The 12,998-nt window shown below is 61.2% G+C and carries 11 protein-coding genes and 3 pseudogenes; 3 read left to right on the top strand and 11 right to left on the bottom strand.

Annotation, left to right across the window (positions count from 1 at the left end):
- The first annotated feature begins 144 nt into the window (after window positions 1-144).
- From LXE91_RS03205 to LXE91_RS03195, 3 genes are all read left to right on the top strand, one after another.
- Window positions 145-1,110, top strand: coding sequence for an ABC transporter substrate-binding protein (locus tag LXE91_RS03205; RefSeq protein ID WP_039346183.1), 966 nt, complete (start codon window positions 145-147; stop codon window positions 1,108-1,110).
- 139 nt (window positions 1,111-1,249) lie between these two features.
- The gene (locus LXE91_RS03200; RefSeq protein WP_039346181.1) at window positions 1,250-2,146 is read left to right on the top strand and encodes an ABC transporter permease; all 897 of its coding nucleotides are present in this window, start codon (window positions 1,250-1,252) and stop codon (window positions 2,144-2,146) included.
- A gap of 1 nt (window position 2,147) precedes the next feature.
- Window positions 2,148-2,942, top strand: a complete 795-nt coding sequence (locus tag LXE91_RS03195; protein ID WP_039346172.1) for an ABC transporter ATP-binding protein — start codon at window positions 2,148-2,150, stop codon at window positions 2,940-2,942.
- 419 nt (window positions 2,943-3,361) lie between these two features.
- Here the strand turns inward: LXE91_RS03195 and gmtX are convergent, their stop codons facing one another.
- From gmtX to LXE91_RS03140, 11 genes and pseudogenes are all read right to left on the bottom strand, one after another.
- Window positions 3,362-4,024, bottom strand: a complete 663-nt coding sequence (gene gmtX / locus LXE91_RS03190) for a gamma-mobile-trio protein GmtX (protein ID WP_012431293.1) — start codon at window positions 4,022-4,024, stop codon at window positions 3,362-3,364.
- Window positions 4,021-6,627 (bottom strand): gamma-mobile-trio integrase GmtZ, encoded by a 2,607-nt coding sequence (gene gmtZ / locus LXE91_RS03185; RefSeq protein ID WP_278068113.1) that lies wholly within the window; start codon window positions 6,625-6,627, stop codon window positions 4,021-4,023. Before gmtZ ends, gmtX begins: the two co-directional genes overlap by 4 nt.
- A 28-nt stretch (window positions 6,628-6,655) precedes the next feature.
- A complete protein-coding gene (locus LXE91_RS03180) occupies window positions 6,656-7,120 on the bottom strand; it encodes a site-specific integrase (RefSeq protein ID WP_223821070.1) in 465 nt (154 codons plus the stop codon).
- A 668-nt stretch (window positions 7,121-7,788) separates the two neighbouring features.
- Complete coding sequence (locus LXE91_RS03175) at window positions 7,789-8,040, bottom strand: hypothetical protein (RefSeq protein ID WP_278068112.1); 252 nt, start codon at window positions 8,038-8,040, stop codon at window positions 7,789-7,791.
- An 84-nt stretch (window positions 8,041-8,124) separates the two neighbouring features.
- A complete protein-coding gene (locus LXE91_RS03170; RefSeq protein WP_481622969.1) occupies window positions 8,125-9,318 on the bottom strand; it encodes an MFS transporter in 1,194 nt (397 codons plus the stop codon).
- 18 nt (window positions 9,319-9,336) lie between these two features.
- The gene (gene arsH, locus LXE91_RS03165; RefSeq protein ID WP_012431289.1) at window positions 9,337-10,101 is read right to left on the bottom strand and encodes an arsenical resistance protein ArsH; all 765 of its coding nucleotides are present in this window, start codon (window positions 10,099-10,101) and stop codon (window positions 9,337-9,339) included.
- Between the two features lie 21 nt (window positions 10,102-10,122).
- Window positions 10,123-10,569: an arsenic resistance N-acetyltransferase ArsN2 gene (arsN2, locus tag LXE91_RS03160; protein WP_012431288.1), complete on the bottom strand. Its 447-nt coding sequence runs from the start codon at window positions 10,567-10,569 to the stop codon at window positions 10,123-10,125.
- A 9-nt stretch (window positions 10,570-10,578) separates the two neighbouring features.
- Window positions 10,579-11,639: pseudogene (gene arsB, locus LXE91_RS03155) on the bottom strand (ACR3 family arsenite efflux transporter).
- Window positions 11,626-12,146, bottom strand: a pseudogene (locus LXE91_RS03150) (arsenate reductase ArsC). Before LXE91_RS03150 ends, arsB begins: the two co-directional pseudogenes overlap by 14 nt.
- Window positions 12,143-12,600, bottom strand: a pseudogene (locus tag LXE91_RS03145) (ArsI/CadI family heavy metal resistance metalloenzyme). The pseudogenes LXE91_RS03150 and LXE91_RS03145 overlap by 4 nt, the downstream one beginning before the upstream one ends.
- The gene (locus LXE91_RS03140) at window positions 12,597-12,929 is read right to left on the bottom strand and encodes an ArsR/SmtB family transcription factor (RefSeq protein ID WP_012431285.1); all 333 of its coding nucleotides are present in this window, start codon (window positions 12,927-12,929) and stop codon (window positions 12,597-12,599) included. Before LXE91_RS03140 ends, LXE91_RS03145 begins: the two are co-directional and overlap by 4 nt.
- Window positions 12,930-12,998 lie beyond the last annotated feature (69 nt).

Here is a 12,998-nt window from a genome sequence, read left to right as displayed (position 1 = left end):
GGTATCCTCGTGCGTTCGCCGCTGCGCGCTTTCCCGGAGCGTGCGCGGGCCGTTCGCCAGCGCGTCGTACGCATGGCGGCGCCCGCCCGACGGCGGCGGAAATCCATCATCCAGAACCGACACAAATACGGGGGAGACACACCCATGAAGCGTTTCAAGACTTTCGCGATCCGTTCGATCACGGCCGGCGTGGCCGCACTCGCGTTGGCCGGCGCCGCGCATGCACAAACCGTCAAGGTGCTGTCGATCGTCGACCATCCGGCGCTCGACGCGATCCGCGACGGCGTGCGTGCCGAACTGAAGGCGGAAGGCTACGGCGACGACAAGCTCAAGTGGGAATACCAGAGCGCGCAGGGCAACACGGGCACGGCCGCGCAGATCGCGCGCAAGTTCGTCGGCGACCAGCCCGACGTGATCGTCGCGATCGCGACGCCGGCCGCGCAGGCGGTGGTTGCATCGACGAAGAGCGTGCCGGTCGTCTATTCGGGCGTGACCGATCCGGTCGCCGCGCAGCTCGTGAAGGGCTGGGGCCCGTCGGGCACCAACGTGACGGGCGTATCCGACAAGCTGCCGCTCGATCGCCAGGTCGCGCTGATCAAGCGCGTCGTGCCGAAGGCGAAGACGGTCGGGATGGTCTACAACCCGGGCGAGGCGAACTCGGTCGTCGTCGTGAAGGCGCTCGCGGAGATCCTCGCGAAGCAGGGCATGACGCTGAAGGAAGCGGCCGCGCCGCGCACTGTCGACATCGGCCCGGCCGCGAAAAGCCTGATCGGCAAGGTCGACGTGATCTACACGAACACCGACAACAACGTCGTGTCCGCGTACGAAGCGCTCGTGAAGGTCGCGAACGAAGCGAAGATCCCGCTCGTCGCCGGCGACACCGACAGCGTGAAGCGTGGCGGCATCGCGGCGCTCGGCATCAACTACGGCGACCTCGGCCGCCAGACGGGCAAGGTCGTCGCGCGCATCCTGAAGGGCGAGAAGCCGGGCGCGATCGCGTCGGAGACGAGCAGCAACCTCGAACTGTTCGCGAACACGGGCGCGGCCGCGAAGCAGGGCGTGACGCTGTCGCCGGATCTGCTCAAGGACGCGAAGACGGTCATCAAGTAAGCCGCGGCCCGACCGCCGCGCTTGCGGGCCCGATCCGGGCCTGAACGACACCGCCGGACGGGCGGCTCCCACCCGGGGCCGCCCGTTCGCTTCGCCCGGCCGTACACGTGAGGCCGGGAAGCAACAGGATTTCCCCATCATGTCTCTGTTCTCGTTTCTGGGCGCACTGGAGATCGGCCTGATCTTCAGCCTCGTCGCCCTCGGGGTGCTGATTTCATTCCGCATCCTCAACTTCCCCGACCTCACCGTCGACGGCAGCTTTCCGCTCGGCGGCGCCGTCGCCGCGACGCTGATCTCGGCCGGCTACGACCCGTTCAGCTCGACCTGCATCGCGATCGTCGCGGGCGCGGTGGCCGGCTTCATCACCGGCTGGCTCAACGTGCGCCTGAAGATCATGGACCTGCTCGCCAGTATCCTGATGATGATCGCGCTCTATTCGGTGAACCTGCGGATCATGGGCCGGCCGAACGTGCCGCTCATCACCGAGCCGACGATCTTCACCGTGCTGCAGCCCGACTGGATGCCCGACTACGTGCTGCGCCCGGCGCTGCTCGCGATCGTCGTCGTGGTCGCGAAGCTCGGCCTCGACTGGTTCTTCTCGTCGCAGCTCGGCCTTGCGATGCGCGCGACCGGCGCGAACCCGCGGATGGCGCGTGCGCAAGGCATCGCGACCGGCCGTGCGACGCTCGCCGGGATGGCGCTGTCGAACGCGCTCGTCGCGCTCGCAGGCGCCTTGTTCGCGCAGACGCAAGGCGGTGCGGACATCTCGATGGGGATCGGCACGATCGTGATCGGGCTGGCCGCCGTGATCATCGGCGAGACGCTGCTGCCGGCGCGCCGGCTCGTGCTGACGACGCTCGCGGTCGTGCTCGGCGCGATCGTCTACCGCTTCTTCATCGCGCTCGCGCTGAACAGCGAATTCATCGGGCTGAAGGCGCAGGATCTGAACCTCGTGACGGCCGCGCTCGTCACGATCGCGCTGGTGCTGCCGGCGACGCGCAAGAAACTGTTCGCTCGCAAGAACGGAGGGGCCTGACATGCTGTCCGCACAAGACCTGAAACTCACGTTCAATCCCGGCACGCCGATCGAGACGCGCGCGCTGCGCGGGCTGTCGCTCGAGATTCCCGACGGCCAGTTCGTCGCGGTGATCGGCTCGAACGGCGCCGGCAAGTCGACCTTCCTCAATGCGGTCAGCGGCGACCAGGCCGTCGATGCGGGACGCATCTCGATCGACGGCACCGACGTGACGCGCAAGGCCGCGTGGGATCGTGCGCACCTCGTTGCGCGCGTGTTCCAGGATCCGATGGCCGGCACCTGCGAGGCGCTGACGATCGAGGAGAACATGGCGCTCGCGATGGCGCGCGGTGCGCGGCGCGGCTTCCGGGCCGCGCTCGACCGGCCGTCGCGCGAGCTGTTCCGCGACAAGCTGCGGCTGCTGAACCTCGGGCTGGAAAACCGGCTGACCGACCGGATCGGGCTGCTGTCGGGCGGCCAGCGGCAGGCGGTGAGCCTGTTGATGGCGTCGCTGCGGCCGTCGCGGATCCTGCTGCTCGACGAGCACACCGCCGCGCTCGACCCGAAGACGGCCGCGTTCGTGCTGGAGCTGACCGCGCGCATCGTCGCCGAGAGCAAGCTGACGACGATGATGGTCACGCACAGCATGCGGCAGGCGCTCGACTACGGCGACCGCACGGTGATGCTGCACCAGGGGCAGGTCGTGCTCGACGTGTCGGGCGACGCGCGTCGCGGGCTCGACGTGCCGGACCTGCTGCAGATGTTCGAGAAGGTGCGCCACGAGCAGCTCGACGACGACGCGTTGCTGCTCGGCTGACGGGCGGCCGGCGGGCCGGCGCGGCGCGGTGCGGGGTGTTGCATCGTGCCGGTTCGCCGGCGGGTTGGCGTGCAGGCCCGGCCGGGCGACACGATCCGGCCACGCTTGCTCCGGCGCGGCGTAACATGACGGCCGCGCCGGCTTTCCCGTCGTTTTTCCTCTGACGAAAACCGGTTTTGCACCGGTGCTGTGCGACGCGAGCGCATTGCCATATACTGTATATCCATACAGTTGTGGGTGGCATCATGCTCGCATCCTCCATTTCTCCCGAATCCCTTCATCCGTCGCTTTGGACCTATACCCGTGGAGTACATAGTTTGAGGGCGAAAAGCGTGAAAGCGTTCTGCGGTGGGGTCGCCAAGGACTCTCCGTTTCGATGTATGCATACATCGAAATACATCGTTTCGGTTATCGGCTGTTCAGGCTCCGAGGATCTTTCGTATTGCACGCGCGAAGCCGACATCGAACACTGTCCGACCGTGTTCGTTCACGATCTCGCCATGGCTGCCTTCGTGTAAGCCATGTCTTTCGAGGTAGTCGGCAGAGACCGCCTTCCCCAGCGCTTCACGTTCTGAAGGAGTGAGCTGCGCGTTGTGGCCGTTTGTCGTTGTTGGCAACGCGATGGCGTCTCCTGACGCGCGCACACCGATTGGGCGTCGATCCACGACGACTTGCGCGTTGGATTTCAGAAGGTTGACCTCGGCCCGGAGCTTGTCTCGTTCCCCGATGATTGCTTGCATGATGGAGCGGATCGCGGGGTCGTGAATACGCATGAGGTATTCGTGGCTTGCCAGCGGTTTCGATGGTCGAAGTGTCGGTGGCCCGGCATACGTCGCCCAGGCCGAAATCAGCTCGCGGTAGTCTGCCGATTGCATGTTGTAGAGGACGCGTCCCTTTAGGACGCCTTCCGCCTCGGCCAGGCGACCAATGGTTGAGAGAGAAAAATCGCGCGAGCCTGATTCCTGATGCCTGCGACAAATCTCGTGCAGCGCTTTTAGCCTAGCAAGCCGATGGGCACGACCACCCTTGGCGAGCAGCGTGCCGAGAAGCACGTTCGGGTGGTCGAATGTCGCGCTGTTCATGCTTGCGACTCGTCGATTCGTTGAGGCTTGCGCTTGAGCATGCCGGTGGCATTGCATTCCGGCAGAAACGTGGCGAAATCAATGCCAAATCGCTCGCTGAGACTCCGGCCGGCGTCCATCAGGTTGATGACCTGCCGCGTTCCCAGCACTGGATTAGCGGGGTTCATCTGCCGCGCGAGACGGCGCATGAATGCGTTGCCAACGCGGAGTTGTTCTTCTTCGCCCAGCGTCATGAAGACGGGCGCAAGGTGATCGCGATAAAGCACGGCATCGAGCAACTGACTACGACGGAATACTGCCTTGCCTGCATCGAGATCCGGATAGAGCTCGACATCGTCGCAAACTCCAGCGAGCTGAAGCAATTCCGATTCGGTCTCTTCGAACGCGATGTGCACATCGCTCGCGGTGCCCACCGCCACTAGTTGAGTAGAGTCTTCGACGGCCCGGTCGAGCGCAGCCTTGCAGCGCTCAATGAGCCGCCAACAAGCGGTGAGATCCTCCGCGAAGTCGTTAAATCGCTTCATCGATCCTTCCCACACGCGCTCAGCTTGCCGAAAGGCATCGAGATGAAGGAAGACCTCGCCAGCGTCTTCAGCGTCAGCCTTCTGCTTCTTTAGGTCAAGAAGCACGCGTTCATTCGCGAGGCAAGCATTGCGGGCCTCGTCGAAATGGTAGGCGATCGTGTTGAAGTGCGCGGCGAGCGATGGAAGGTAGTGAGGCTCCGTCACGAACCAGCGGCATCGAACGCAGTTGCGATTCCCTCCCGGAACGGGAGCGTGCTTTGCGTTGCCAACGGCAGTCCCCGGCAAAACCATCGGACCTCCGTTGTGGCATCCGCCAATCGAACGATTCTCCATCGAATCGCTGGCGTTTCCTCCAGCGAGGCAAAGGCCGTGGTGCATTGGCATCCAGCCCAACGCGTTTCTTGCCGCTGGATGCTCAGGGATTGCATCTGAAACACTGCTCACACTATTGCAGATCGCACTTCGGACAAGTTCGTCGTGTGCGGTATCGAGCAGAAAGTTCTGAATGCTCGCATTCTTATTTGCATCCAGGCGAGCCTTCGCATCGAGGAGGACGTCGCGAATATGGGTGGCTCCAGGCTTGGTGTAGTACAAGGTCATGACCAACCGGCTATGACCGACAAGCTTCTGCAGCACAGGGAACGGCACCTGTCCTTCCAAGGCCAGTGCAGTGACAAGGGAGACTCGCAAACTGTGAAGTGGGAACAACGTTCTCTTCTTGGACTGGGGCGGCAGCAGCCGAATCGGTGTTCCGTTGTGGTGAGTTTCGGAACGCCCGGCGAGCCGTGATTCGAATGCCTTCAGCAAATAGAACCAGCACGAATTGAGCGCCTGATCCTGAAGCGGAAAGTTACGCATTCGTGCCGTTGGATATTCTGGCAATCGGAAGAGAAAGCACGCGTCAGGATAGCGCGCCAACTGAAAATCAGTCTTGGCAATGATATGTCGACGATCAAGTTCTGCCCATGAGGTCCGACGCGAGATGGGGTTGTACTTCTCTTGCCAGTTGCGCAGCTTCTCGATCCAGTAGAAAACATTCTGGTGAAGCGCCCCGCCGTGCGTCCATGGCAGTAAATAGCCCTTCTCTGGCCCTGACTTAGAGACGTCGGCGGTCTTGTTCGTGTTGATATAGAGGATCGCCAGTGCGTTCTCGTTGTTGTTGCGATCATAGTCGCGCCGGAACACACCCTGCTGTAGCGGCCGAGATTCGCTTCCTTCTGCTATCTCGCTGCTGTTTCGCTCCCAACGTCCTGCCGCATAGCGCCAGGTGTCTGCCTCTCCGGAGTCAAGTACGCGGACCTGGCTAGTTCGTAAGGGCAAGATAAGCTTCACAAGCAGTGCAACCCATCGGACTGGACTCCACATCTGCAACACTTGACCACCGCGATAGTTTCGACTCAGCTTACGTATGCGCCAGACGCAATCCGGATCGTCGCGATCAATCTCGTCTTCAGTCACGTCGAGCCAATCAGGCGCGCTCGCACCCATATGGCCGATCTTGCTCCCGAGCGCACCATGTGCCCATTGCCAATCGCGAAAATGGGGTCCCGCCGCCAGCATCTGCCGAAGTTGGTCGATGTAGCCATAAGGCAGTGGTGAATAAACGCTCTCGCCGCGCTTCGGCAACCCCGCTTTCGACATACGACGTACCGGGTTGTGATAGCCCTGCATTAATACGGCGTTATCGTTTTTACCAATCTGACTGAAATGCCGAAGCAACACAAACTGCAGAAAAGCGTGGATAAGATTGTTCGCGCTGATGCCCCAAGGAGAGTCAGGACACGCCGTTCGGTGAAATTCTGGAACCTGTGTCGTTTGCGCCAGGAATACACTCGGGTCCAGCGGCAGGCTCTGCAGAATGAGGTAGCGCTCGAAGAAAGTCGATAGGGCCTGCAGCCTTTGGTGTAGACCATGCGTTTCCCCACCGAGCCACTCCAAGGCGAAGCCTCTCCGGGCTGCAAGTTCTGGATAGAACTCCACCACCCAGGTCAGGGTTGCATCCGAATCGCGTCGCATGCTGCGCTCGGTCCTTGCCGCCTTGCGACGCCCCTTGGGTTTAGTTGGAGAGGTCTTGTACATGTGTTTGCTCGGTCACGTGGAGATGTGGCTAGTCAGATGAACGGACCAAATCGGACAGAGGCGTCGTAAGAAGTCCATCCAGCCGGTGCGCCGCTTGCTGAAGTGCTTCTCGGGCTTCGCTAAAGCTTGCTTGTGTGTAGATCTCCTGGCTCTCGATCGATGCGTGATGCATGAAGCGGCGAATCATCGGCTTGTCGATTCCCGCGTGCTTCAAACGCTGGCCGTAGGCGTGTCGGTGCCCGTGCGGAGTTGTGCCAAGCGCCTTGCCAACTTCGAGGCCAATGCGTTTGCACGCGGCCGCGTGAGCCTTGTTGTACTGCGTGAGGGTGTATATCGCACCATAGGGTGCGCGCCGCAGGTTCACGAAAGCGAACGGATGATCCCGATCGAAATGCGCAAGCTGCTTCAGATAGCGATGCCAAAGTTCCAGAAACCACTCGCCGTACTCCGGCACGAACCAGTACGCCTGCTTGTAGTACGGACCGTCGTGCATGCCGCCTTTCCAGCCAGCATGCCGACGGTCCATCAAGTTCTGTACGCGGCACAAGGCCGAAGCGCTGGCCGAGGTATTCTGCTCGGTTCGATTTACGTGGTCGTCCTCGCTCGTCGCACCAGTCAGCAGGCGCGGCCCCGTAGTGCGGATGGTGGATGAGGACCTTGGCTTGACGCGGGTCCTGTGGATCTGGAAATACGTCCTGAACGTAAAGGTGAAAAGGCTCCGACTCTCGAAATCCCGCGCCATGGAGCAGTAGCGTGATCAAGATGCCACGATAGTCGTAACGATCGCCGTTGCGAAAGCCTTTGAAGAGCAACGCTTCAAAGTGACGTTCTGGAAAAGCTGGCGGCTCACCTCGCGCGACCTTCGGGATTCTCCGGTAGCGAAGCCAATATCCTGTGGCGCGCGCGGTGGCATTCGACGCCCACGTATGCCCAAGGAAGGCCTTGCTTCTACGATACTGGTAAGCGGCTTCATCGATCTGTCGATCGAACGTGCTGCCGACGTACCGAGGATTGACGCTGGCTGCTTCAGGACGAACTTCGCCCAACCAATTGAAGAAGTCGCTCAAATGGATGATGATGCGTGCCGCGTCGTGCGGCGAGCGAGGCGGCCAGCAAAGGCCCGTGGCGTCGATTCCTGTTTCGCGATTGAACGTTCCTGTATCACAGGCGCTTCGCGAAATTCTGAAACAGTCGATGAGGGTCGCGTTCGGCGGGGTTGAGTTGGATGTACTCAAGAAAGAGCCGCACCGATCGCGTCACCTTGCGCATCCATTCCAGACTGCGATCGTGGCTTCTATGCAGGAAATAATCAATCAGCGGCTCGAGTATCCCCGTCGCGGCGAGCAGGGCGGGGATCTCAGTGTAGACGCCGGTTTCGTCCGTGAGGACCTTTGCTTTGATGCTGACGAACATCGCTCGACAGAAAAAGCAAACACTCTACGCACGCTTTAAGTCACCACGTTGACCGTTGTAAGTCATCGCTGCTCCCGAATCGACTCACCGATAAGAGGGACGTGCCGACGCGCACTTCGCTGCGATAAAAAAGCTGACGGCGGATAGCGCGGAGACAAGCAACACCGTCCATTCGACGGCGACATATCCATCCGTCAATCCCCAGATGCTGGCCGCTGCGATGGGCGCGATGCCCTTCGCAATGTTCGACGGAAACGACAGCATGCCGCTGATCGCGCCGTAGCCCTCCGTCCACAGAAACTGCTGGACGATCGTGCCGCGCAGGATCGTCATCATTCCGTTGGCGGCGCCATAGCAGAGCGCGAAGATCCACAAAAGCGCAGCGGATTTGCCAGCCACAATCAGGACGACCGTCGAGACGGGAAAGAGTGTCACCACGATGAAACCAACTGTCGTGATGGTGACCTTGCGATCGAATGCGAACCAGACCGCGCGGGCGATGACTTGCGCGGGTCCTATCAGCGCCATGGTGATGTCCAGGACCGTGTTGGTGACGCCGCGCTCGACCATCAACGGGACCAGATGAAATGTGAGCGCGGCGAAGGTCGCGTAGTAGGTTGTGAAGCACAGTGCGAGCGCCCAGAAGGTAGGCGTGCGCAGTGCACGTCGCGTTGCCGCAGCATCGACCGCCGTGCGCTCCGCGCTCGGCTGGGCAGCGTTCGGGTCGATTCGTGAGGAGCGGATTGCGAAGACATGAATCGGCAGGCAAATGATTAGATTGCACGCGGCAAGTGCGACGAGCGCGAGACGCCAACCGGCCAGATCCACGAGGAACTGCGTGACCGGAATGAAAACCGTGCTCGCGAATCCCGCAACGAGCGTCACCAGTGTGATCTTGGTCTTGTATCGCAGCGGATAGCGATGCGTGAGCACGGCGAAGAGCGGGTCATAGAAGGTCGCAGCCATCGACAGGCCCAAGCCGATCCACGCTACGAAGAGAATCGTGAGCGACGATGTGGCCGACCACATCAGAAGCATGGCGGCCGCGATCAGCGATCCAATGGCCATGATTCGACGTCCGAGCCCGTGGTCGATCCATTTGCCCACCGGATACGCCACGAAACCCGAGACCAGCAGTCCGAGCGAGAGGGCAGCATTCGTGGACGTGCGGCTCCAGCCCATGGTCTGCTCCATGGGTACGACCAGCAGCGAAAACGAATAGTAGACCGAGCCCCACGACACCAGTTGGGCGAGCGCGAGCGCCCGGTGGCCAGCGATTCGGCGCGATCCGTCGAGTTACTCGACTTCACTGTCGTCGGTGTCGGCGTTCTGTGCGCTGTGCTCATGGCTCATGGCTGCATTGGCGAGGACGGAAACTGATGCCGGAGCCTTCTCTTTACGCTCACTGTACCGGTCGGTCAGGTAATCTGAGCGGTCGCGCACGAGTAGCGTGAACTTATACAGTTCCTCCATCACATCGACCACACGATCGTAGTACGACGAGGGCTTCATGCGACCGCTCTCATCGAACTCCTGGAACGCCTTGGCTACCGAACTCTGATTGGGAACGGTCACCATGCGCATCCAGCGGCCGAGCACGCGCAAAGCGTTCACCGCGTTGAAGGATTGCGAGCCGCCCGACACCTGCATGACCGCGAGTGTTCGCCCTTGCGTCGGCCGGATGCTTCCGGAGTCGAGCGGCAGCCAGTCGATCTGGTTCTTGAACACGCCGGTCAGCGCGCCATGTCGTTCCGGGCTGCACCAAACTTGGCCTTCGGACCAGATGGACGCTTCGCGCAATTCGAGGACCTTCGGATGGTCGGCGGGCACGCTGTCGGCGAGTGGCAGACCATGTGGATCAAACACTCTGGTCTCGGCGCCTAACTTGCGAAGGATGCGCTCAGCCTCGAGTGTCAGCAAGCGACTATAGGAGGTCGGACGGAGCGAACCGTAGAGCAGCAAGATGCGCGGCGGATGATCCGAGATCGTCCGGGGTTCGAGCTTTGTGAGATCGGGCGTGTCGAGATGAGAAAGACTGACGTTCGGAAGATCGGTGGACATCGTATGGAAGCGGCTAAAGAGCTACGGGGTGATGGGGCGTGAGAGCAAAATCGCTGTGGCCGGGCACAGTTCAACGGCCTGGCGCGTGGCGAGGATCGCGGCAGGCGCGGTCTCGCGGCTCACAAGGTTGAATCCGGTCTTCTCGAAGAAGGCTTGTGCGTCAGTCGTAAGGAGCCACGCAGTTCTGGCGTCCGCGTCGAAGGCCTGACGCAGCAGCACCGCAACGAGATTCCGGCCGATGCCCTTGCTTCGACAGCTTGGCTCGACTGTCACCGAGCGGATCAGCACATCGCGCCCGTATTGTTCGAAGCCGCCGTATCCGACGTGCGAACCGGCAAGCGTCGTGAACCCGAAAAAGCGGCGCTGCGGTTCGTTGAGGTCATCGACCGGGAGGCCGTCACGGACCAGGGCCTTGACCAGACCGACGTCACTTCCGACGGTCTCGTGTGCAATGATTATGGCGCTCACACTCGCTCCTCAGGCCGTCTCGTACCAGCGCTGCGAGCGATTCACGACGCCAACCACCAGCAGCATGACTGGCACTTCGATCAGTACGCCAACGACTGTCGCCAGCGCCGCGCCAGACTGGAACCCGAAAAAGCTGATGGCGGTAGCAACGGCCAGTTCGAAGAAGTTGCTCGCGCCGATCAGACTGGACGGACCCGCCACGCAGTGCGCGACCCCGAGCTTGCGGTTCAGCAGATAGGCCAACCCGGAGTTCAGAAACACCTGAATGAGAATAGGGACTGCGAGCATCGCAATGACCAGCGGCTCCCGGACGATTGCTTGCCCCTGAAACGCGAACAGCAGCAACAGCGTGGCGAGCAGCGCGCAAATCGAATAAGGCCCGAGGCGGGACACCGTGCGATTGAAGTGGGTCTCACCCTTCGCGAGCAGCACGCGACGCAATAACTGCGCGATGACGACTGGAATGATGATGTAGAGACCCACCGACGCGATCAGCGTATTCCAGGGAACGGTGATGGCGGACAGGCCAAGCAACAGTGCCACGATCGGCGCGAATGCGACAATCATGATCGCGTCGTTCAGCGCCACCTGCGACAAGGTGAAATAGGGATCGCCCTTGCAAAGCTGCGACCAGACGAACACCATCGCCGTGCAGGGGGCGGCAGCCAGCAGAATGAGGCCGGCAATGTAGCTGTCGAGTTGCGCTGCGGGCAACCAGGCGGCGAAGACGTGGCGCACGAATATCCAGCCCAGTAGCGCCATGGAGAAAGGTTTGACGAGCCAGTTCACGAACAGCGTAACGCCGATCCCGCGCCAGTGGCCCTTGACCTGCGCCATCGCGCCGAAGTCGATCTTGATGAGCATCGGAATGATCATCACCCAGATCAGCACGCCCACCGGCAGATTGACCTGCGCCAATTCCATGCGACCGATCGCCTGAAAAGGGACGGCAACCACTGGCCCAGCGCGATGCCCGCGACGATGCACAGCGCAACCCACACCGTCAGGTATCGCTCGAAGAAGCCAATGACCGGACGGCTCGCGCGAGCGACCGAATCAGTGCTGCCCATTGGATTCCTCGGCGGGACGTTCGCCAATCGCGCGCACTTCATTCTGGGCGGCATTGCGATCGAGTACGTGCAACGGCAGGTTCACAAACTGGCTCACCCGCGTCAGAATCTGCCGATAGACCTTGGTGAAGACCGCGCGCTTCTCTTCGTCGCTGCCCACGAATGCGGCAGGGTCTTCAAAACCCCAGTGCGCGGTGATCGGCTTACCGGGCCATATCGGGCACACCTCGCCAGCCGCCTGGTCGCACACGGTGATCACGAAGTCCATTTGCGGCGCGTCGGGTGCACCGAACTCATCCCAGCTCTTACTGCGCAGCCCGGCCGTGTCGTAGTCCAGCGACTCGCAGCGCTCGATCGCAAACGGATTGACCGCGCCTGACGGGTGACTGCCTGCGCTGAACGCGTGGAATCGACCCTTGCCTAGCGTGTTAAAAGCGCCTCGGCCATGATGCTTCGGGCACTGTTGCCCGTGCAAAGGACCAGAATGTTGTAGGTCTTGTCGTTCACGTCTTGCTCCGATTGAGATCTGCGCCGGCGCAGCAGGCATTTGAAGAAACGCGGGCTTCGCGCGAACGATCGCGCGACTCTCCATAAACAGGGGCGTGCTCAAGCGTTTGAAACGTCTCCCATGCGACGCCCTGTGGGTCCACGGTCCAGGTCTTATCCGACTTTGCATAACAGCAGGTCGTCGCCGTCTGATTCGTGACAGGCAATTCAGCGCTCGCGAAACGCGCTCGCATCTCGGCAAGTTCCTCGTCCGATTCGACCTGAATGCAAGGTGATCAATGCCGGGCTTTACGCCACGCTGCGAAATAGCGAAGTTGACCTTCGGATCGCTCAACTCCCATTTGCGGTAGTGCGACTTCGATACCGTCGGTTTCGCGCCTCCAAACATGGCAACGTAGAACCGGGTGCTCGCATCAATATCTTCGACAGCAACGTGGATGTGCATGCGTTTCATGATTTAGCTCCTTGGCACTGCGACACAGCTTGAACGGAACAGTCAGCGCCCGCACAGCAGTTCTCGGTCAGAAACCCGAGCAGTGCGTTCATCGCATCGAAGTTGGCTGAATAGAAGATGAACCGTCCCTTCTGCTCGCTGTTGACGAGGCCCGCATGCGACAGGTCTTTAAGGTGGAACGACAAGCCAGACGGCGAGAGGCCAAGCTGCTGAGCAATCTCACCAGCCGGCATGCCTTCGGGGCCCGCGACAACCAGTGCGCGGAAGATCGCCAGGCGCGATTCATGAGCGAGCGCGCCGAGCGCGCGTACAACGAGGTTCGAGTCCATGGCGGCATCATAGACCTGTCGATTCAAAGATTCAAGTAATCTTGAAACGATGCGGCCACGGTGTTTGAT

It is taken from the genome of Burkholderia contaminans (genome assembly GCF_029633825.1).
In the GTDB taxonomy this organism is placed as follows: Bacteria; Pseudomonadota; Gammaproteobacteria; order Burkholderiales; family Burkholderiaceae; genus Burkholderia; species Burkholderia contaminans.
Note: the sequence above shows the minus strand (reverse complement) of the source record. Positions and strands in the feature narration are given on the sequence as shown.

What these genes read in the sequence shown, in the direction of transcription:
- LXE91_RS03205 (WP_039346183.1), top strand. Translation starts at nt 145, where the DNA reads ATGAAGCGTTTCAAGACTTTCGCGATCCGTTCGATCACGGCCGGCGTG.
- LXE91_RS03200 (WP_039346181.1), top strand. Translation starts at nt 1,250, where the DNA reads ATGTCTCTGTTCTCGTTTCTGGGCGCACTGGAGATCGGCCTGATCTTC.
- LXE91_RS03195 (WP_039346172.1), top strand. Translation starts at nt 2,148, where the DNA reads ATGCTGTCCGCACAAGACCTGAAACTCACGTTCAATCCCGGCACGCCG.
- gmtX (WP_012431293.1), bottom strand. Translation starts at nt 4,024, where the DNA reads ATGAACAGCGCGACATTCGACCACCCGAACGTGCTTCTCGGCACGCTG.
- gmtZ (WP_278068113.1), bottom strand. Translation starts at nt 6,627, where the DNA reads ATGTACAAGACCTCTCCAACTAAACCCAAGGGGCGTCGCAAGGCGGCA.
- LXE91_RS03180 (WP_223821070.1), bottom strand. Translation starts at nt 7,120, where the DNA reads ATGCACGACGGTCCGTACTACAAGCAGGCGTACTGGTTCGTGCCGGAG.
- LXE91_RS03175 (WP_278068112.1), bottom strand. Translation starts at nt 8,040, where the DNA reads ATGTTCGTCAGCATCAAAGCAAAGGTCCTCACGGACGAAACCGGCGTC.
- arsH (WP_012431289.1), bottom strand. Translation starts at nt 10,101, where the DNA reads ATGTCCACCGATCTTCCGAACGTCAGTCTTTCTCATCTCGACACGCCC.
- LXE91_RS03140 (WP_012431285.1), bottom strand. Translation starts at nt 12,929, where the DNA reads ATGGACTCGAACCTCGTTGTACGCGCGCTCGGCGCGCTCGCTCATGAA.